Here is a 19348-nt window from a genome sequence, read left to right on the forward strand (position 1 = left end):
CGTCAGCCGAGTGATCGGCCCCTGGCGATGATGCAGTCGCCGAATTTTTCGAGAAAGAGCGCACCGCCCACGGTGCGCTTGACGATGACGCTGCGGCGATCGAGGTCGTCCCTGATACGATCGACGAGGCCCATTTCGCCGAGCGTGTCGAGCGCGCGGGTGATCACTGGCTTTGTGACGTTCAGCGTCGCTGCGAGGCCGCGCACCGTATGTGGCGGGGGTACAAGATAGATTTCGAGCAACAGGGCAAGCTGGCGCATGGTGAGGTCGTGGCCCTCGCGCTGAACCTGATCCAAGGTCACCCTGTGCCACAGGCCAAGCGCCTGGGTCGCCGTCATCTCGAGGCCCATGGCCCCTCCCCCTCGTGATCGTCCGGAGCACCGGCCCCTCGTCTGCATCATTCCGGCAAAGGAACGATCTGGCAAGGGGCGCGGTGTCTCATGCTTCAGTCGGCGCCGGACTGGAGGTAGCGATAGAGAGCCCGGATTGCCTGGGCCTCGCCGCCGACGGGCGAATGGGCACGCTCTGTCTGCGACCAACCGAAGATATCGAAATGCGCCCAGCGGCGGCCGGGCGAGACGAAGCGTTTGAGGAAGAGGGCTGCAGTGATCGCGCCGGCCATGCCGCCCGAAGGGGCATTTGTGAGATCGGCGATCTGGGCCTTCAGCATGCGCTCATAGCCCTTGTGCAGCGGCAAACGCCACACGGGATCATCGACCTCAAGGCTGGCATCGGCGATCGCATGAGCCAGATCCTCGTCGTCGGTGAAGAAGGGCGGCAGGTCGGGGCCGAGGGCCACGCGCGCGGCGCCGGTGAGGGTCGCCATGTCGATCAGGAGCTCCGGCTCCTCGGCATCGGCGTAAGTCAGCGCATCGGCGAGGATCAGGCGTCCCTCGGCATCGGTGTTGTCGATCTGGACGGTGAGACCCTTGCGGCTCTTGTAGACGTCGCCGGGACGGAAGGCATTGCCGGCGATGGCGTTTTCGACGGCGGGGATGACGACGTGGAGATCGACCTTCAGCTTGGCGTCCATGATCATCAGCGCAAGGCCGAGAACATTGGCCGCACCGCCCATGTCCTTCTTCATCAGCAGCATGGAGGAGGACGGCTTGATGTCGAGGCCGCCGGTATCGAAGCTCACGCCCTTGCCGACGAGGGTGACCTTGCGGTGGCCCTTCTTGCCCCAGCGCATCTCGATGAGGCGAGGTGCGACCGTGGAGGCGCGACCGACGGCATGAACGAGGGGGAAGTTCTTCTCAAGGAGTTCGTCGCCGGTGACGACGGAGACCTCGGCCTTGTAATGTTCTGCAAGCCGGCGGACGGCGGCTTCGAGATCGGCCGGGCTCATGTCGTTGGCAGGCGTATTGATCAGGTCACGGGCGAGATAGACGCCTGATATCTGGCGCTTGATGTCGGCGGCATCGGCATCCTGCGGGATCAGGAGGCGGGGTTCGGTGAGGCGCTCGGAGCGATAGCGGTCGAAGCTGTAGGCGCCCAGCCCATAACCGAGAAGCAGACGGTTGGCAGTGAGCGGGGCCGTCTCGATGTGCCATTCACCGGCGGGCAGCGCGCGGGCGAGCTTGCCGGTCAGATAAGGGTTCTCCGAAGGATTGGAGCCGAGGCCGAAAAGCGCCCCGCCGACATGGCCGTCGGATGTGGGGATCAGGAGGACAGAGCCGGCCTCGGCCTTGAAGCCAGCCTTCTTCGCCCAGTCGAGGGCCAGCGGTTCCAGAGTGCCGGTTTCGACATGGGCCGGGGTGACGGCGAAGACCGGCAGCGTCTTTCCTCCCTTGGTGCTGAAGGGGGACGGTCTTTCAATGTACTGGAACGGGGCCATGGTGCACGCTTTCTGGGATTCGTCTGGAGAATCGCGGGGATGCTCGATTAACACTCCATTAGGGTTAACGGATTATTGCTTGAGCGGAGATTGTGCCGCCCCGGAAATGGCGAGGCGGTGGCGAAAACGGAACTCGGGACGATCACCATGCGCATGCGAAACCCAGCTTTGGCAAACTCCCTGCGGACCATGGCGATGACCGGCATGGTGATGGCCGCGCTGGCGCTCACCGGCTGCGCTTCAGCCAAGAAGGAGCTGACGACCGGTTCGATCCCCAAGATGAACCACCAGCTTGATTCGCTGAGCGGGCCGGCGCTCGCCCGCGCCGTTGATGGCATCGGCCAGGCCTATGAGCGCAATCCCCGGGATCGCAATATCGGCCTTTCCTATGCCAACGGATTGATGATGACGGGCCGCAACACCCAGGCGCTTGCCGTCATGCAGCAGGTGGCGATCGCGCATCCGAGCGATCGGGAAGTTCTATCGGCCCTCGGCAAGGCGCAGGCTGCGGCCGGGCAGCTGGAAAAGGCACTCGGCACCATCCAGCGGGCCCAGACACCCGACCGTCCCGACTGGCGGCTGTATTCCGCCGAAGGCGCCGTGCTCGACCAGCTGGGTCGCTCCAGCGAGGCGCGCTCACGTTATCGCATGGCGCTGCAGATCCAGCCGAACGATCCGAGCGTGCTTTCCAATCTGGGCATGTCCTACGTGCTGGCGGGCGATCTGAAGACGGCCGAGACCTATCTGCGCCAGGCTTCACAGCAGCCGGGTGCGGACAGCCGTGTGCGTCAGAACCTTGCCCTGGTGGTCGGCTTGCAGGGCCGTTTCCAGGAGGCGGAGCAACTGGCGTCACAGGAACTCGACCCGCAGCAGGCTGCTGCCAACCTGCAATATCTGCGCGGCATGCTCGCCCAGCAGAATTCCTGGAAGCAGCTGTCCAGCCAGGATCAGGCAAAGAAGAACGGTTGAGCCTGCTCAATCCGGAAAATGCAGCTCGGAGCGGCCACTGGTGAGATCGCGCACCAGCCGGGCCGCCTGACCTTCGTCGCCCTGACGCAAGGTGACGGTCAAATCCACACCCTCTGCCGTGAAAGCTTCCGCCAGGACCAGATGCGGAAACGCGGTCAGCCGCGCCTTGACGAGCGCGAGGTCGGAAAAGCTTACCGCACATTCGCCTGATACCATCGGGATGATCTCGCGCTTCGCGGCCACGCGCAGCATCTGCGCCGCGGTCCCGCCATAGGCGCGCATGAGACCGCCGCTGCCAAGCAGGATGCCGCCAAAGAAGCGGGTGACAACCACGACCGTGCCATCAAGATCCTGTCCGTCGATTGCCTGGAGGATCGGCTTTCCGGCCGTGCCGGAGGGTTCGCCATCGTCGGAGAAGCGATAGGCCTGACCCAGGCGCCAGGCCCAGCAATTGTGGTTGGCGGCGGGATCGGAGACCCGGATGATGAAGGCCTTTGCTTCGTCCTCGCTTGCGATCGGGGCCGCGTGGCCGATGAAGCGGCTCTTCTTGATATCCTGGACGAATTCGCCGGGTGCGACGAGGGTATGGGGCATGGGAACCGCCTCAGCTGGCCGATTCGTGGCGTGCAAGCCACTCGGCGAGCACGGCGATGACCGAGAGCCTCAAAGCCGCCTTCATGGCAAGCGCACGGGTCAGCGAGGGGTCACGGCTGGAGAAGCCGAGTTCCGCCATGACGCCTGACGGAGAGAGCCTGCGCGCGCGCATCACCGATTCGATGCGCTCGATGGTCGAGGGAAGCAGGTAGCGACCATTGGCGATCAGGGCTGCGGCATCCCCGGGAAGCGGGTCATGACCTGACGGCGGGACGGCTGCCGCCGTGTGCGCCCGCGCTTCCGCCGAGACGAGATCAAGAAAGGCCTGGCGCTCCTCCGGGCCGGCGGATGTCCAGGCCTTCAGGAGTTTCTTCAAGGGGCTGGGCTTCTCTTTCTTGGACATGACCGGCTTTCTGTTCGTGTCCGTCCATAGCCCGACCGGCGGGCCGGTGCGAGAAAAAAACTTGGCGACACGCTTCTTCCGGCTAGGGGCGAGATTCGGCTTTGGCAACAGCGGCATCGGGGTTGCAACCGTCCCTTCCGGACCCGTTGTTCATTAGGGAATTCTTCCAGATGGAAAGCGGTCGTTAACCTTTATTTTCTACTCAGATAGCTCAGTTTTCGCGTCTCCGTATCTCGTCAGCGTTCAGGTTTTCGATGCTCCCTCCCCGTTCCAATTCCGCGTATCAGGTCAATCAGTTGGGCGAGAACGAGGGTCAGGAGGCCGATCAGTCGGCAGCCAACCAGATCGAGGGGCGCGAGGAAACGCCCGTCTGGCAGAAGGCTTTTGTGCTCGGACCGAATGTGCGCTTCACGCGCACGCCCGACCGCGCGCCGGGGAAGCCAGAGACTGCTGCAAGCCCGGCACCTCAGGCGACCATCCCGACGATGCATCCTGCGCAGGCAATGCAGCTGGAACAGCCGCGACAGGCCTATACCCCGGCAAGTCAACGCGCTCCTGCGGCGCAGCCACCCAGACAGACGCCGTCCACACAGACCAGCGTACCCTTTGCCGGCCTGCCTCGCACGGGGGCACCGGCGCCTGCGCCAAGACCCGAGGCGCCGCGCGTGCCGGCCTCCGTGACGCTGCCGCAGCCGCCGGATGCGATCGGAGCCAGAGCGCTCACCTACAAGCTTCGCCGGGAACTGGCGCGCCAGCAGGCAGAGCAGGCCGCCTGGGACGCGTCCATGGCTGACGGCGCATCGCCGCGCGAGATCGGCCCTGCGCCGCAGGCGATCCAGCCAGCACCGCTCGTGCAGGGCATGCGCAGCGTGCTCGCCAGCACCCAGGCCGCCAGCGTCGGCACAAGCGTTCGGTCGACGACCGAGACAAACGTACCGCCGCATCTGCAACGGTCGCTGGCCCAGCAAGCCGAGGCAGTAAGGCTTGCCGCTCAACAGGCGGCCCCGGCAGTGCGGCCGCCGATGGTGCGCAACGCGTTTCTGCGCACACCGCCCCAGCCGGTCGCTTCGGAGCCGGTTGCGGCTCCCGTGACAGCGTCTGCAACTGCGCAGCCAGTTGCGACTGCTCCGGCTGCAAGCCCGGCTGCCGCACCGGGCTTTGCCGCCTGGGCGCAGATGACCAATCCGGCGCCGGCTATGCCCGAGCGACCGGCCGCCACGGCACACGCCGCAATAGAAGCCGAGACGCAGGCCGCACGGCTTCCGATCGCCTCCCTCCTGTCGGACCATATCTTCTTCGAAGCCATGGTTGCGCCGGTGGAGGCGCCCGCCGAAATGGAGATGGCGCGGCCCGTTGCCGCACGGCCGGTGGCGCAGTCGCGCATGCCGGTCTCTCGTCCGCCGGTTCAGCCGATCGCGCCGCAGCCTGTCCGTGCCATTCCCGAGCCGGCACCGCAGGCCGTTTCGGTCGTTCGCGCCGAAGTCGTGCGTTATCATCCCGAGGGCGTTTCGCTCGCCACGCAGCCGGTTACGGCTCTGCCACGCAAGCCTGTCTTCGAGCCGACACCGGGCTCGGTGGTGGCGCTTTACCGCGAGGTGGCAAGCCGCGCCGTGTCGGCGGCGTCTTTCGTGCCGGAGCAGGCCCAGCCGGCGATGACCGAGCCTGTCGCGCCGGTGGAGATGGCCGCTCCGGCAGCGCTTCAGGGGAACACCGCCCACTCTGCCCCGATCTCGACCGCACAGCCGCGCCAGCCGCTGTTCAAGGCGCAGGAAGCGCTGGGTGAAGGCGAATACGAGCTGCCCTATCTCGACTACCTGCAAATGCCGCCGGTGCAGACGGGCGTGACGATGACGGCAGAAGCGCTCGAACAGAGTGCCGGTCTTCTGGAAAGCGTGCTCGAAGACTTCGGCATCAAGGGCGAAGTGATCGACGTGCGCCCCGGCCCCGTCGTCACGCTCTACGAATTCGAGCCGGCACCGGGGGTCAAGTCCTCGCGCGTCATCGGTCTCTCCGACGATATCGCCCGTTCGATGTCGGCGCTTTCGGCGCGTGTCGCAGTCGTGCCCGGCCGCAATGTGATCGGCATCGAGCTGCCGAACCCGGTGCGCGAGACGGTCTATCTGCGCGAGCTGATCGAGACGCCCGATTACGCCGAGACGCGCTACAAGCTGCCGGTCTGCCTGGGCAAGACCATCGGTGGCGAGCCCGTGATTGCGGAACTGGCGAAGATGCCGCATCTGCTCGTAGCCGGCACCACGGGTTCGGGCAAGTCGGTGGCGATCAACACGATGATCCTGTCGCTGCTCTACCGGTTCCGGCCGGACGAGTGCCGGTTGATCATGGTCGATCCGAAGATGCTGGAGCTTTCCGTCTATGACGGCATCCCGCATCTGCTCACCCCCGTCGTGACCGACCCGAAGAAGGCCGTGATGGCGCTGAAATGGGCGGTGCGCGAGATGGAGGATCGCTATCGCAAGATGAGCCGCCTCGGCGTGCGCAATATCGACGGCTACAATGCCCGCGCCGCCCAGGCGCGCGACAAGGGCGAGACGATCACCGTCACCGTGCAGACCGGCTTCGACCGGCAGAGCGGCGAGATCGTCTATGAGGAGCAGGAACTCGACCTCTCGCCGATGCCCTATATCGTCGTCGTGGTCGACGAGATGGCCGACCTGATGATGGTGGCCGGCAAGGAGATCGAAGGTGCGATCCAGCGGCTGGCGCAGATGGCGCGTGCAGCGGGCATCCACCTGATCATGGCGACGCAGCGTCCCTCGGTCGATGTCATCACCGGCACGATCAAGGCCAACTTCCCGACCCGCGTCTCCTTCCAGGTAACGTCGAAGATCGACAGCCGCACCATTCTGGGTGAGCCGGGTGCCGAACACCTGCTCGGTCAGGGCGACATGCTGCATATGGTCGGCGGCGGACGCATTGCCCGCGTGCATGGTCCTTTCGTTTCCGACGAGGAAGTCGAGAAGGTCGTCGCGCATCTGAAGCTGCAGGGCCGCCCCGAGTACCTGGGCACCGTGACCGAGGATGCGGACGAGGTGGAAGACGAGCCGGAAGAGGATGTTGCCGTCTTCGACAAGAGCGCCATGGGCGAAGAGGACACCAACGACCTCTACGACAAGGCCGTGAAGGTGGTACTGCGCGACAAGAAGTGCTCGACCTCCTATATCCAGCGCCGTCTTTCGATCGGCTACAACAAGGCCGCCTCGCTGGTGGAGCGCATGGAGCAGGAAGGCATCGTGGGCGCTGCCAACCATGTCGGCAAGCGGGCGATCATCGTCGGCGGGCGCGAGGTGAACGGCGACGGCGACTACGAAGGTTAAGCCTTGGGCTGACTGTCAGGGCCGGAACTCGGCCTTGACCTCCTTCATCGCCAGGCGATCGACGATCTGAGGCGCGAGCAGCCTGAGCCAGCGACCGAGCTTCATCCGGGGCGTCATGAGAACCTCACGACGCCCCTTTTCCATGCCCTCGCGGATGAGCCTTGCGCAGGTTTCGACCGGCATGGCGCGGTCATCCCGGATCATCGAGACGCCGGCCGGTGAACCGCCGGGGCCGAAGCCCCGCTTGCGCAGATCCGTATCGATCGTGCCGGGATAGGCAATCATGACCCTGAGCCCCTTGGGAGCGAGTTCGGCACGCAGCGCTTCGAGAAAACCGTTCATGGCGAATTTCGTGGCGCAATAGGCGGTGCGGCCCGGCACGCCGACGAGACCGGCGACGGAGCTGACGCCAACCACGAGGCCTTTCGAGGCAAGGAGATGCGGCAGGGCGGCCCTGGTCAGCCAGACGACGGACCAGTAGTTCATCACCATCAGCTTTTCGGACCAGTCGAAATCGGCATCGGTGAAGCCTTCGAAATTGGCATGAGCCGACATGCCGGCATTGTTGACGAGTACATCGATCCGGCCGAGCCGGTTGATCGTCTCGGCGATCAGGTGACGGCAGGCTTGCTGGTCCGTGACATCGGTGGGAATCACATCCACGCGGGTGCCATGGCCCCGAAGCTCGCGGGCGAGATCGTCCAGACGCGCGACATTGCGGGCGGCGAGGACGAGGGCGACCGCGCTCTTCTCCTTCACGGCGATCTGGCGCGCGAGCTCGCGGCCGATGCCTTCGGATGCGCCTGTGATGATGATGGTCTTCATGCGTGTCACTCCTCCCGCGATCATGCCGGCGCACGTTGCAAGCCAGGACTCGACCGGTCAAGCCATGGGACCGTCGGGAGGCGGCGAAGCGGCCCTGGGCAGGTGCCGAAGTCGCTCTTCAGCCCTGGACGGGACGGATAGTATTCTTCGCGACGATACCGTCGACGATGCCCCGCACGAGATCGGTGCGCGCGCCACAGTGAACATGGACATTCACAAGCCGGCTAACTATTCATGCCGATTCGGACCTGCCGTCAGACCTCCGTGCGGGCGAGGAGGTCGAGAACGTGCTGCGGGCCGGTCGGGACGATGCCGGTCGCGTTCAGCGTCTTGATCGAATAATAGCCGCGCGTGATGTGATCCATATTCACTGTGGCGCGCACGCCGTCGAGCCTGAGGACACGCTCCTGATACGCAGACAGGGCCGGATAGTCGACGATTCGGTAGCGGTTGGTCTTGAACAGGCCATGATAGGCGGCATCGAAGCGGATCAGGGTGACGAAGAGGCGGATGTCGGCCTCGGTGAAGCGGGCGCCGAAGAGGAAATCGCGACCGTCCGACAGGCGGGTTTCCAGCTCGTCCAGCATGACGAAGACGCCGTCGACGGCTTCGTCATAGGCGCCTTGCGTCAATGCAAAGCCGGCCTTGTAGACACCGTTGTTGAGCTGGTCGTAGACGCGGGCATTGAGCGCGTCGATTTCGGTGGCCAGATCCTCCGGGTAGAGACGCAGATTCGAGGGCACGAGGCCTTCGAAGGCGGTGTCGAGCATACGGATGATATCAGCGCTTTCGTTGTTGACGATCGTGCCTGTCTTTTCGTCCCAGAGCACGGGTACGGTGGCGCGACCCGTGAAATCAGGAGCGGCACGGGTATAAAGCTCGTGCAGAGAGGTCGCACCGAAGAGGGGATCGGCATCGGCCCCGGGATAGCCGCCGAACTGCCAGCCCTGGCTGGACAGCGCCGGGGCAACGATGGTGACAGCGATGACGTCTTCGAGACCTTTCAGGGCGCGCGCCATCAAGGTGCGCGAAGCCCAGGGGCAGATATAGCCGACATAGAGGCGGTAGCGACCGGCCTCGGCGGGGAAGCCGCCCTCGCCCGTCGGGCCGGCTGAGCCATCCGGCGTGATCCAGTGGCGGAAGGAGGAGGTCTGGCGGACAAACCGGCCCTTGTCGTCAGCCTTCTGCACCGGCTGCCAGTCTTCCGTCCATTTGCCATTCACCAGCATTGTTCACATCTCCATCACGGCGCAAGGGTCACTGCCTCTTGTGTGCAGCCTTTATGCGCTCCGGGACTGTTCAGCGAAATCGAAAGTTTCTTGAAGCACTGTTCGACGATGTTGAACACTTGTCCGTGGCTGGGATGCGGCTATATCAGGGCTTATGGTCGCCGTGGGCGTGACCCGCCGCGCCATCGGCGCCTTCGACCATGACTGTGCCTTCAAAGCTGGCGAACAGAGCGAGCGTTTCGGCCGGCAGCGGCTTTTCGGCTTCGGCAAGGTGATGGGCCAGATGTTTGGCGTCCGAGGCTGGAATGCCGATCTTGGCCAGCACGTCGGCCTCTCTCAGACTATCGCCGCTGCAGAGATGAATGCTCCAGCCCTCGCCCTTGCGTTTCAGAAGCGCTCGGCCACCGCGACCATCCTGGGTCCAGCCGGCGATGGCCCAGTCACCGGCGACCACGACCGGTTCGACGGAAAGCGGGTTTCCCTCGGTTTCGAACATCGCCTTGAGCTTTGCGGTGATGTCGGCAGCAGCGTCACCTGTCGGGGCGGGTTCGTGGGCGGAGCCTGCACCATGGGCTGCATGAGCCTCCGGATGTTTGTGACCCGAATGGGCCGAGACCGAGGCGGGGATCGCGAGGGCAAGAATGGCCGCCAGGGCGGGTATGAGATGCCTGTTCATGGGGTTATCCTCCTGAAGGTGAATGCTGCTGGATCGCGGAAAGCGGCAGGATGACGGGCCGCCCCTGGCGGCAGGTCAGAAACTCCGCTTCGACGCCGTAGATGTCGCGAAGCGTGGCGGGTGTCATGACGGTCTCGAAAGGGCCAGCGCCGACGAGGCCGCCCTTGCCGAGCATGATGACGCCGTCCGTGTGGCGGGCGGCCAGATTGAGGTCATGGATGGCGAAGAGAACGAGGGCCCGGGTGCGCAGGACATAGCGGCGCAGCAGGTCGAAGACGCGCATCTGGTGGGCGAGATCGAGCGCGCTGGTCGCTTCGTCGAGGAGCAGCAGGCGGGGTTCGCGCAGCAGGCGTTGCGCCAGCATGACCAATTGCTGCTGTCCGCCCGAGAGCGTGCGGATTTTGCGGGCAGCGAGATCGGCGAGGCCAAATTCCGAGAGGATGGCGCCTGCCGCTTCGAGAACATCTGGAGCCACGCGCCAGCCGAGGCGCTCGTGGCGGCCAAGCAGGATAACTTCCATGACGGTGAGATCGGCGGCAACCTGGCTCTGCTGCGGCATGAAGCCGAGTTTCGCGTGGTCGATCGGGGCGTCGGCAAAGCGGATGATCCCGTCATGGGAGACCGTTCCGGCGATGGCCCCGAGCAGGGTGGATTTGCCCGCACCGTTCGGTCCTATCACTCCGATGATCTGGCCGGCGGGCAGGCTGCAGTCGATGTTGTCGAGTATCCGGCGGTGGTTACGCGTGACCGAGAGGTTTTCGAGCGTCAGCCTATCGGTCATGTGCGCCCCCGGTTGCCGGAAAACAGGATGACGGCAAAGAGCATGGGAATGCCGGCAACGGCGGTGACGATGCCGACGGGGATGGCAGCGCCTGGCGAGATCGCCTTGCCGAGCACCGAGGCGCCAATCAGGATGATCGCGCCGATGATCGCCGATAGCGGCAGCGAAAAACGGTGATCCTCGCCGACCAGCATGCGGCAGACATGCGGGGCAATCAGGCCGACGAAGCCGATGGTGCCGACGAAGCAAACGGCGGCTGCGGTGAGCAGTGCCACGAGCACGAAACTTTGCCGGCGCAGGCTGTCGACGGAGAGACCAAGGCTCCGTGCATTGGCATCGCCGAGCTTCAGCGTGGTGAGAGACCAGCAGTTGCGGGCAACAAAGGGCAGGCAGGCGAGGAAGATGAGGCCGCTGACCGTCACGCTGGTCCAGCTTGCCTTGAGCAGGCTGCCGAACAGCCAGAAGACGATCTGCTGCAGGACCTCAGGCGAAGCCATGAATTGCAGGAGCGACTGCAGGGACTGGAAAAAGAAGGACACGGCGATGCCGCCGAGGACCAGGATTTCCGGCGAGGCACCGCGCAGCCTTGCGATCAGATGGACGATGCCGGCGGCAGCGAGCGTCATGGCGAAGGCGGCGAGCGGGGTGACGATATAGATCGGAAGCGGCAGGACGCCGCCGAACATGATGGCAAGCGCCGCACCGAAGCCGGCGGCGGCCGAAAAGCCCAGGGTGAAGGGGCTGGCAAGCGGATTGTCGAGAATGGTCTGCATCTGCAGGCCGGCAAGCCCGAGGCAGGCGCCGACAATGGCTCCCATCAGGGTCTGCGGCATGCGCAGCTGCCAGAGGATCGTGGCGATCGTCTTGTCTTCGCCGGCGGGCCCGGCAAGAAGACCCGTCCAGACATCCTGCAATGGCATGCCGGAGGGGCCGGTGGTCAGGTCCAGAAGCATAAGCGCAACGAGTGCGGATGCGGCCAGCACGAGGCTGACCGCACGGCGGACGGATGCACGGCGGAACGCGCCGTGCATCGCATCGATATCGCCGGAGGCGAGGCTCATTGGCCGGCGGCCTGATAGGGCAGCACGAAGACGCCATCGGCCTTGATCGGCAGCCACTTGGCGTAATAGTCGGCGATGTTCTTCGCCGGATCGACGTCCTTGAAGGCGTCCGGATAGAGCTGCTTGGCGATATACTGGGCGTAGACGAAGTCCGACAGGGTGCGGGCACCGCCATGGTAGATCGCATGGACCTGGCCGGTCTTGACCGCCGGAAGCTCGCTCCAGCCGGCGCGCTCGACATAGGGCTTCATGCGCTCGCGGGTGACGGCCGGATCGGCACCAAAGCCAACCTGGACCGACTGCGGCCGGTTGACCCATTCGGAGCCGGCGAGGAAGATCAGGTCGGGCTTTTCAGCGAGAACGTATTCGGGGCTGAGCGGTCCCCAGTTGCCGACCTGGCCCTTGGCAATGTTCTTGCCGCCAAGCTTTTCGACCAGCGCACCCCACATGGTATCGCCATAGGAGTTGCCGGTTTCGGCAGCGCCCTTCTGGGCAAGCTCGACATAGACCTTCTTCTCCGTCGGTCCGGCTGCCTTGATACGGGCGTCGATGTCGGCCATCGCCGCTTCGTAATCCTTGGCGAGCTGCTCGGCGCGATCTTCCGTCCCCATCAGCTTGCCGAGTGCCAGCGTCGAAGCGACATGCTTGTCAACGGTCTGGGCGTTGTAGTCGAGCACGACGATCGGGATGCCGGCGGCCTCGATCTGCTTCACGCCTTCGCCCAGCGCATCATAGGACCAGGCAGCCAGAATCAGGAGATCGGGCTTGGCGGCCACGACCTTTTCAATCGAAAACGTATTGTCCTCGGTGTTGCCGATATCCGGGATGGAGGAGAGCTTCGGCAGAGCCTTTTCATAGAGCGCGAACTGGTTCGGGCGCCAGTCCTTCCAGGTGGACAAAGACAGTGCGACGACCTTGTCGAGGGCATCAGGGCCGGCGATGGCGAGATAGTCCTCGTAGTAGAAGCCGAGAACGACACGCTCAGGCACGTCCGGCACGGTGACCGTGCGGCCCTTGACGTCGGTGACGGTGATATCGGCGAAAGCCTGGCCGACAAAGGCCAGCGTCGCGACTGCGGCGAGGAGGAGTTTCTTCATCAATCGTGTCCTTTTGTATTGCATGGATTTGAACTTGGTGCGGCGGCAGGAAACCGGACGCCGCAGCGATCGAAGTCGATCAGCTCAGGGCCTTCTTCAGCGGTTTGATGTGACGGAAGAGGAGGAGGTCGAGGAGGAGAACCGCCAGGAGGACGGCACCGGAGAGCGGGAAGAGCAGTGCCGTTCCCAGCATGACCAGCGCTCCGGTCTTCCAGAGCGGTCCGGGTTCACCAACAGTGGGAGCCACGAGACGGGTCGCACCCTTCGGGCGGCGCTTCCACCACATGACGAAACCGCTGACCGAGAGGAAGATGAGCGACAGACAGAAGACATTGACCAGGATCAGGTTCCAGAGGCCCATGTCGCCCTCGTGGAAGGCAATGCCGGCGGCCATGGCCTTGCCGGCCGCGCCATAATCGTCGAAGCCGACATCGGCGAGGATGCGACCGGTATACTGGTCGACATGCACGGTGCGATCCAGCAACGGATTGGCGCTGTCATTGCTCATCGTGTCGCGCGAGATGGTCCAGACGGCCGTATCGTCGCCGGGGAAGGCAAGCTGGAAGCGCTGATCGAAGCCGAGTGTGCGGGCGAGCGCGACGATGGCATCGAGCGTGACGGGCTGGCCTTCGGGCGTACCGATGACACCTGCAGCCGAGCCGGAGGCCGGCATCGGGGTCTGTTCCAGCGTCCACGGCACTTCCTTGACGCCGCCGTGATTCATGCTGGCATGGGTCTTGTCCGACAGGGGCACATTGTCCCACTTTTCCGCCGGGAAGGTGCTCCAGGCTTGGGTCATCTTCTCACCCCAGATCCCGGCCCAAGTGAGGCCCGAGATGAGGAAGACGACGAGGAAGAGCGAGGCATAGAAGCCGATCGTCAGATGCAGCGACTTCCACAGCTGGCGGCCCTTGGCGGAGAGGCGCGGGACAAGGACGGATACGAAGCCCTGGCCGTCGCGTGGCCACCAGAGATAGAGGCCGGTGATCACCAGCACGATGCCGAAGCCGGCCGCGATCTCGATCAGCTGATCTCCGAAGCCGCCGATGAGCAGCGTGCCGTGGATGTCGCTTGCCAGATCATAGAGGCCGTCGCGGCGATCCCAATGGCCGAGCACTTCGGCGCTATAGGGATCTACCGCGACCATGAAGGAGGTCTCACCCTGATTGATGCGGAAGAGCGCAGCCTGTTCGGGGGTTCGCGGCGCGATGTACTGAATGATCTGGCCGGGGATCTCCAGGGTGGCGGCGCCGGCCTGGGCGGAGACGGAGGCAAGGGTGGCCTGCGGTTCAACCGTGTAGACCTTTTCGCCATCACGGCCGAAAAGCGTCGCGGTCCAGAGCATGATGAGGCCGGTGACGGCGAGCATGATCATGAAGGGTGCGACATAAAGGCCGGCATAGAAATGCCAACGCCAGGCGGTGATGTAGAAGCGGCGTGACAGAGCGGTGCTCTTCGCCGTTGCGGGGGAGAAATCGGAAACGGTGGTCATCCTGGGTCTCGACTGGTTTGGGGGAAGGATCAATGGGACAGGGAGCGATCGCCGGCGGCGACCCCAGCCAGCTGCTGCGGCTCAAGCAGCGTGATCAGATCGCCGTGCTGGATATCGATGAGGCCGGCCTTCTTCAGACGGGTGAAACACCGGCTGACGGTCTCAACGGTGAGACCCAGCCAGTCGGCGAGATCGCCGCGGGTCGGATACAAATGGAAGGTGACGGCGCCGCGCCTCTTGCTCCGCGCCGGGCGACCAAACTGGGCGGCGAGGTCGAGGACGGCGGAGGCCACGCGCTCCGGTGCCGTCTTGCGACCGAGCAGCATGACCAGCGCCTGGGACCGGGCGAGCATCTCGCCGAGCGCGGTCTCGCGCTCACCCTCGGCCATCGTCTCGTGTACGGCTTCCAGCCGGGTGAAGCCCAGCGTTTCGGCTGAATAGCGGTTGTGATCGCCGAAACCGAGGCCAATCAGACGGCCAGGGCCGACAAGGTCGATGATCTGCCGCCGGCCATCGGCCAGGGTCTGGGCGGTGGCGACACAGCCGTCGACCACACGGTATTGTGGGGACCGGGCGAGACCTTCGAGAAAGACCACCGTGCGCGGCGGCAGAAGCGGACCGGCAAGAGTGTTCGCCCTCGGCTGGGACAAGGTTGGGGGAACGGGCGAGAACGGAGACAGCGCCCCGCGATCGGCAAGCATTTGCAGCATGACAGACATCCGAATTCGACCGGAGCTGCACGACTGCTCGCTCACCGGCCTGACGACACTGAGAACCGGACGCTGGGACGCGCCGGCCGTGACCTTCGATCAGGCGGTGACGGGGGGCGCGCGGGGATGGCTGTCGGGCGGGAAAAGCTGGCGATAATGCGCCTCTGCCGGCTGTGGCAGGGCGACAGCGGCCACGAGCGGCATTCGGATGCCGACGGCGTCGGATGGTGTGGGAAGGAGTGCCGTTGCGGAGATGCGGCAGGCTTCGCAATCGGATGTCGCCGCGTGGGCCTTGCCCTTGCCGTCTTCAGACGGCAGACAGAGTTCCGGCAGCGTGCCATCGGGCAGCGTGAGGGCGGCGATTTCCTGCAGAGAGAACTGCGGCGCCGGTGAAGCAACCGGGCGGTGCGCAAGGCCAAGCAGAACCAGCGCGACGACGCAAATCATGCGTATCGCTCGGTCAAAGCTCATCCGGATGCCACAATCGGCCATTCTATCCCCCGACAGATTTCTGTTGGATAGCACTCGGCGGGGCGCGTCACAAGCGGTTGCATGTATCACTCGGCGTCGCAGGGAGACTGCCTAAAAAAGCTAGCCCTACATTACTCATTGCATCAGCCCAGAGCGCATCAGATGGCCGGATTGCTGCGCATCTGGCCAGGCGTTCTGCCATAGGTGCCCTTGAAGACACGGGTGAAATGGGAGGTGTTCTGAAAGCCGACCTGGAGCGCGATGTCGATCAGGGAAGCATTGGTCTGGGTGACCAGCATCTTGGCGCGCTCCATCCGGAGCTTGGTATAGATGCGGGCCGGGGAGACATCGATCTTCTGGGCGAAGAGGCGTTCGAGCTGGCGGCGCGACAGGCCGACGGAGCGGGCGAGCTGATCGATGGTCAGCTCGTTTTCGAGGCTCTGCTCCATCAGGATCAGGACCGCCTTCACCCGAGGATCGTCACATTCGATCGTCAGCGGGCGGCGGACCTGGATGTCCCTGTTCGTGCGGGCCTTCTCGATCTGCAGGACTTCCAGCGCGTTGCGCTCGGCATCGTGGCCCAGATACTGGCGGACAATAAAGGCGGCGAGATCGGCCGAGCTGCTGCCCCCGGCACAGGAGCCGCGGCGGCGATCGAGATTAAACAGGCGGTCGGAGCGCACCTCGTGATCGGGGAACCGATCGCGGAACTGCTGGTAATGCAGCCAGCTGACGCAAGTCTGATGATTCTTCATCAGACCGGCTTCGGCGAGGATGAAGGTGCCAGTACAGAGCCCGATCAGCGGCACCTTCTGGGCATCGGCCTTCTTCAGGAAGGCGATGGTCTGGTCGTCCACGGCCGGCTGGCGTCCGAGCAGGCCACCCACGACGACGATATAATCGAAGCGGCTGGGGTCGACGAAATCGCTTGTTGGCGCGACCTGGACCCCGCAGCTCGACGTGATGAGATGGCGCGTGCTGCCAATGACCTGCCAATCGGCGAGCACGCGGCCCGAGCGGTCGTACTCATCGCTGGCGAGCCTGATCGTATCGATGAACAGGGCGAAGGCCGAGAGCGTGAAGGAACGCGACAGCACGAAGCCGATCTTCAGCCGCGGCCTTTTCGTTGCCTCGTCGCCTGACATTATCTCGATCTCCGCATGTTCGGCGCATCGGCCATCCCGAACGCGAGAGCATTTCCGGCGAAAACAGACTCGCCTTCAATGCTCCATCTGCTTGTATCACGCAATTGCGGACGCAAGGCCGCTTCGCACGTTTGCTGGAACTGCTCTAGCAGCGGGAAACAATCGCTGCAATCGGTGTCAATCCATGCTCGAAACTTCCGGTGTGTCCCGCGCCAGATGCGCCTTCCAACGCCCCCGTCCCCGATGTTCGAAGAGCTGACCCAAGGCGGACGACAGCTCACTGGGTTCGTTAAGGCTGAGGCTCCGCTCGGCCGGAACCACCTTCTGGCGGGTGAAGCCGTTGAGACCGGAACCTCTTCGCTATCGCGCTCGATCTGGACTTCGCTCGCGGTGTGACAAACCACCAGCCTGGCCACCGACATGAGCGCATGAAGATGGATGCGCAGGCATCAATGCCAAAACAGAAGTGCGGGCCTGATGGCGCTAGACGGTCGCCGGGTGCGGATCACAATCCAAGGCAGAGCCTTCAGCCGAGACCTCAGATCGTCCGGGTCGATGTCGATCGGTGTCTGCATCCAGACCTTGTCGCCGTCAATACCGGGCGGGCCAACATCAGCATCTGGCACCTCCTTTGCCTCGATGTGGTATCGTTTCCACATTTCTCGTTGACACGATGTTCATTCAACTCTAACTTTTTATGAAAACGTTACCACATCGGGAGGAAAATCGATGAAACTGGCGCGGTTCAACCGCCTTTTCGGCACGTCTGGAAACTGCTTCGACGTGGCCATCGACCACGGCATGTTCAACGAGCGGACCTTTCTCGCCGGCATCGAGAACATGCGCACCGCGATCGACATCATCGCGGCGGCGGCTCCCGATGCGATCCAGCTGCCGCCGGGCACCGCGCCCATGCTGCAGTCGATCCCGGGCAAGGCCCGCCCTGCCCTCGTGCTGCGCACCGACATTGCCAACATCTATGGCAATCCGCTGCCCAGCGCCCTGTTCTCGGAAATCATCGACCGCCCCGTCGAACAGGCAATCGCGCTCGATGCAGCCTGCGTCGTGGTCAATCTGCTGATGCTGCCCAACCAGCCTGAGGTCTACCGGGCCTGCGTGCGCAATGTGAACAGCCTCAAGCGCGAGTGTGAAATCTACGGCATGCCGCTGATGGTCGAGCCGCTGGTCATGCAGGACAATTCAAAGGGCGCCTACATGGTCGATGGCGCGATCGACAAGATCCTGCCGCTGGTTCGCCAGGCCGCAGAACTGGGTGCCGACATCATCAAGGCCGACCCCTGTGACGACGTCTCCGAATACCATCGTGTGATCGAGATCGCACAAGGCCTGCCGGTTCTCGTGCGTGGCGGTGGCAAGGTCTCCGACGAAGAGATCCTCGCACGTACCAAGGTGCTTATGGAACAGGGTGCACGCGGCATCGTCTATGGCCGCAACGTCATCCAGCACGCCAATCCGGGCGGCATGACCCGTGCCCTGATGGCCATCGTTCACGAGGGCGCCACGGCCCAGGAGGCGTCACGCCACCTCGCCTGAGGCAGCGTGACGGGAGGAGGACATCATGAAGACATTCCGTTTCGGCGTCATCGGTTGCGGCCTGATGGGACGCGAATTTGCCAGCGCCGCCGCGCGCTGGATGCATCTGACGGACGCCAAGGCGCGGCCGGAGATCGTTGCCGTTTGCGATACCAATCCGGACCTGATGGGCTGGTTTACGACGCACATTCCCACGGTTCGCCAGACCACCACCGACTACCGCGAACTGCTGGCCAATCCGGATGTCGACGCGATTTATTGCGCAGTCCCGCATGTCCTGCATGCGGAGTTCTACACGGACATTCTGAAGGCCGGAAAACACCTGCTGGGCGAAAAGCCCTTCGGCATGGACCGGGAGCAGAACCAGGCGATCATGGCAGTGCTCGCCGAACACCCGGACCTCATCGTTCGCTGCTCATCGGAAATGCCCTACTTCCCCGGCGCCCAGAAGGTCATCGCCATGGCGGCCAGTGGGGAGATGGGCGACATTCTCGAGGTCGAAGCCGGCTTCCTGCATTCCTCCGACATCGATCCCATGAAACCAATCAACTGGAAGCGCATGGAGCATGTCAACGGTGCTTATGGCTGCATGGGGGATCTCGGCATGCATGTGCTGCATGTGCCGCTGCGGCTTGGCTGGCGACCGGAAACGCTGCATGCCAACCTCGTGAAGCGGGTCACCGAGCGGCCGGATGGCAAGGGCAACATGGTGCCCTGCACGACCTGGGACAACGCGACGATCAGCAGCCGCGTGCGCACGGCAGATCAGGACTTTCCGCTGGTCTTGAAGACCTGGCGCATCGCACCGGGCGAATCCAACACCTGGTACATCCGCGTCCTCGGCATGAAGAAGAGCGCCTTTTTCTCCACCAAACAGCCACGCCAGTGGCAATGGATGGATTACCAGGGCGGCACCCAGTCCTGGAGCACAGAAGACCTCGGCTACGGTTCGGTCTTTCCAGCCATCACCGGCAAGATCTTCGAATTCGGCTTTGCCGACGCGATCCAGCAGATGTGGGCGGCCTTTCTCGATGAACTGGCAGGCGGCACGTCAAATGGCTTCCCCTGTGCGAGCCCCGCTGAAGCTGCAGCTCACCACGCCGTGCTGACGGCAGCGCTCGAATCCGGCCTCGAAAACCGGGTCGTCGCTGTCGACTACGAATGAGGAG

The 19348-nt window shown here is 64.0% G+C and carries 18 protein-coding genes and 1 pseudogene; 4 read left to right on the plus strand and 15 right to left on the minus strand.

What is annotated here, in order from left to right; translation table 11 throughout:
* Positions 1–2: 2 nt before the first annotated feature.
* On the minus strand, positions 3–350 hold the full coding sequence (locus J2045_RS06170) for a MarR family winged helix-turn-helix transcriptional regulator (RefSeq protein WP_307370547.1): 348 nt from the start codon (positions 348–350) through the stop codon (positions 3–5).
* A gap of 95 nt (positions 351–445) precedes the next feature.
* Positions 446–1837: a leucyl aminopeptidase family protein gene (locus tag J2045_RS06175; RefSeq protein WP_307370549.1), complete on the minus strand. Its 1392-nt coding sequence runs from the start codon at positions 1835–1837 to the stop codon at positions 446–448.
* Positions 1838–1990: 153 nt separating this feature from the next.
* Between J2045_RS06175 and J2045_RS06180 the strand changes: the two genes are divergently transcribed.
* Positions 1991–2806, plus strand: a complete 816-nt coding sequence (locus tag J2045_RS06180; protein WP_307371141.1) for a tetratricopeptide repeat protein — start codon at positions 1991–1993, stop codon at positions 2804–2806.
* Positions 2807–2812: 6 nt separating this feature from the next.
* Here the strand turns inward: J2045_RS06180 and J2045_RS06185 are convergent, their stop codons facing one another.
* Together J2045_RS06185 and J2045_RS06190 are read right to left on the minus strand one after the other, a co-directional pair.
* Entirely contained in the window at positions 2813–3400 is a 588-nt protein-coding gene (locus J2045_RS06185) for an IMPACT family protein (protein WP_307370552.1), read from the minus strand.
* A 10-nt stretch (positions 3401–3410) separates the two neighbouring features.
* A complete protein-coding gene (locus tag J2045_RS06190; RefSeq protein ID WP_307370555.1) occupies positions 3411–3803 on the minus strand; it encodes a hypothetical protein in 393 nt (130 codons plus the stop codon).
* Between the two features lie 254 nt (positions 3804–4057).
* Between J2045_RS06190 and J2045_RS06195 the strand changes: the two genes are divergently transcribed.
* The gene (locus J2045_RS06195) at positions 4058–7138 is read left to right on the plus strand and encodes a DNA translocase FtsK (protein WP_307370558.1); all 3081 of its coding nucleotides are present in this window, start codon (positions 4058–4060) and stop codon (positions 7136–7138) included.
* 15 nt (positions 7139–7153) lie between these two features.
* On the opposite strand, the gene J2045_RS06200 is transcribed toward J2045_RS06195, so the two are convergent.
* The 11 genes and pseudogenes from J2045_RS06200 to J2045_RS06250 all read right to left on the minus strand — a co-directional run.
* On the minus strand, positions 7154–7963 hold the full coding sequence (locus tag J2045_RS06200) for an SDR family oxidoreductase (protein ID WP_307370561.1): 810 nt from the start codon (positions 7961–7963) through the stop codon (positions 7154–7156).
* A 254-nt stretch (positions 7964–8217) separates the two neighbouring features.
* On the minus strand, positions 8218–9192 hold the full coding sequence (locus J2045_RS06205; RefSeq protein WP_307370563.1) for a glutathione S-transferase family protein: 975 nt from the start codon (positions 9190–9192) through the stop codon (positions 8218–8220).
* 145 nt (positions 9193–9337) lie between these two features.
* Entirely contained in the window at positions 9338–9868 is a 531-nt protein-coding gene (locus tag J2045_RS06210; protein ID WP_307370565.1) for a copper uptake system-associated protein, read from the minus strand.
* 4 nt (positions 9869–9872) lie between these two features.
* Positions 9873–10649: an ABC transporter ATP-binding protein gene (locus J2045_RS06215; protein WP_307370567.1), complete on the minus strand. Its 777-nt coding sequence runs from the start codon at positions 10647–10649 to the stop codon at positions 9873–9875.
* Complete coding sequence (locus tag J2045_RS06220) at positions 10646–11710, minus strand: FecCD family ABC transporter permease (RefSeq protein WP_307370570.1); 1065 nt, start codon at positions 11708–11710, stop codon at positions 10646–10648. The genes J2045_RS06215 and J2045_RS06220 overlap by 4 nt, the downstream gene beginning before the upstream one ends.
* Complete coding sequence (locus J2045_RS06225) at positions 11707–12807, minus strand: ABC transporter substrate-binding protein (RefSeq protein WP_307370573.1); 1101 nt, start codon at positions 12805–12807, stop codon at positions 11707–11709. The genes J2045_RS06220 and J2045_RS06225 overlap by 4 nt, the downstream gene beginning before the upstream one ends.
* Before the next feature lie 79 nt (positions 12808–12886).
* Entirely contained in the window at positions 12887–14299 is a 1413-nt protein-coding gene (locus J2045_RS06230; RefSeq protein WP_307370575.1) for a PepSY-associated TM helix domain-containing protein, read from the minus strand.
* A gap of 29 nt (positions 14300–14328) precedes the next feature.
* Entirely contained in the window at positions 14329–15009 is a 681-nt protein-coding gene (locus tag J2045_RS06235; RefSeq protein ID WP_307370578.1) for a helix-turn-helix domain-containing protein, read from the minus strand.
* A gap of 99 nt (positions 15010–15108) precedes the next feature.
* Positions 15109–15456 carry a hypothetical protein gene (locus tag J2045_RS06240; protein ID WP_307370580.1) on the minus strand — a complete coding sequence of 116 codons (348 nt, stop codon included), beginning with the start codon at positions 15454–15456 and terminating at the stop codon, positions 15109–15111.
* Positions 15457–15638: 182 nt separating this feature from the next.
* On the minus strand, positions 15639–16625 hold the full coding sequence (locus J2045_RS06245) for a GlxA family transcriptional regulator (protein WP_166600071.1): 987 nt from the start codon (positions 16623–16625) through the stop codon (positions 15639–15641).
* A gap of 282 nt (positions 16626–16907) precedes the next feature.
* Positions 16908–17068 (minus strand): annotated as a pseudogene (locus J2045_RS06250) (osmoprotectant NAGGN system M42 family peptidase); the annotation flags it as partial.
* Positions 17069–17354: 286 nt separating this feature from the next.
* Between J2045_RS06250 and J2045_RS06255 the strand changes: the two are divergent.
* Together J2045_RS06255 and J2045_RS06260 are read left to right on the plus strand one after the other, a co-directional pair.
* Positions 17355–18179 carry a class I fructose-bisphosphate aldolase gene (locus J2045_RS06255; protein WP_307370584.1) on the plus strand — a complete coding sequence of 275 codons (825 nt, stop codon included), beginning with the start codon at positions 17355–17357 and terminating at the stop codon, positions 18177–18179.
* Positions 18180–18201: 22 nt separating this feature from the next.
* Positions 18202–19344: a Gfo/Idh/MocA family protein gene (locus J2045_RS06260; protein WP_307371144.1), complete on the plus strand. Its 1143-nt coding sequence runs from the start codon at positions 18202–18204 to the stop codon at positions 19342–19344.
* Positions 19345–19348 lie beyond the last annotated feature (4 nt).

Source organism: Peteryoungia aggregata LMG 23059, from assembly GCF_030814435.1.
In the GTDB taxonomy this organism is placed as follows: Bacteria; Pseudomonadota; Alphaproteobacteria; order Rhizobiales; family Rhizobiaceae; genus Allorhizobium; species Allorhizobium aggregatum.

Coding starts and splice junctions, on each gene's coding strand:
- J2045_RS06220 (WP_307370570.1), bottom strand. CDS start 11,710: ATGAGCCTCGCCTCCGGCGATATCGATGCGATGCACGGCGCGTTCCGC.
- J2045_RS06215 (WP_307370567.1), bottom strand. CDS start 10,649: ATGACCGATAGGCTGACGCTCGAAAACCTCTCGGTCACGCGTAACCAC.
- J2045_RS06205 (WP_307370563.1), bottom strand. CDS start 9,192: ATGCTGGTGAATGGCAAATGGACGGAAGACTGGCAGCCGGTGCAGAAG.
- J2045_RS06175 (WP_307370549.1), bottom strand. CDS start 1,837: ATGGCCCCGTTCCAGTACATTGAAAGACCGTCCCCCTTCAGCACCAAG.
- J2045_RS06170 (WP_307370547.1), bottom strand. CDS start 350: ATGGGCCTCGAGATGACGGCGACCCAGGCGCTTGGCCTGTGGCACAGG.
- J2045_RS06185 (WP_307370552.1), bottom strand. CDS start 3,400: ATGCCCCATACCCTCGTCGCACCCGGCGAATTCGTCCAGGATATCAAG.
- J2045_RS06200 (WP_307370561.1), bottom strand. CDS start 7,963: ATGAAGACCATCATCATCACAGGCGCATCCGAAGGCATCGGCCGCGAG.
- J2045_RS06210 (WP_307370565.1), bottom strand. CDS start 9,868: ATGAACAGGCATCTCATACCCGCCCTGGCGGCCATTCTTGCCCTCGCG.
- J2045_RS06255 (WP_307370584.1), top strand. CDS start 17,355: ATGAAACTGGCGCGGTTCAACCGCCTTTTCGGCACGTCTGGAAACTGC.
- J2045_RS06225 (WP_307370573.1), bottom strand. CDS start 12,807: ATGAAGAAACTCCTCCTCGCCGCAGTCGCGACGCTGGCCTTTGTCGGC.
- J2045_RS06240 (WP_307370580.1), bottom strand. CDS start 15,456: ATGATTTGCGTCGTCGCGCTGGTTCTGCTTGGCCTTGCGCACCGCCCG.
- J2045_RS06195 (WP_307370558.1), top strand. CDS start 4,058: ATGCTCCCTCCCCGTTCCAATTCCGCGTATCAGGTCAATCAGTTGGGC.
- J2045_RS06235 (WP_307370578.1), bottom strand. CDS start 15,009: ATGCTGCAAATGCTTGCCGATCGCGGGGCGCTGTCTCCGTTCTCGCCC.
- J2045_RS06230 (WP_307370575.1), bottom strand. CDS start 14,299: ATGACCACCGTTTCCGATTTCTCCCCCGCAACGGCGAAGAGCACCGCT.
- J2045_RS06190 (WP_307370555.1), bottom strand. CDS start 3,803: ATGTCCAAGAAAGAGAAGCCCAGCCCCTTGAAGAAACTCCTGAAGGCC.
- J2045_RS06245 (WP_166600071.1), bottom strand. CDS start 16,625: ATGTCAGGCGACGAGGCAACGAAAAGGCCGCGGCTGAAGATCGGCTTC.
- J2045_RS06180 (WP_307371141.1), top strand. CDS start 1,991: ATGCGAAACCCAGCTTTGGCAAACTCCCTGCGGACCATGGCGATGACC.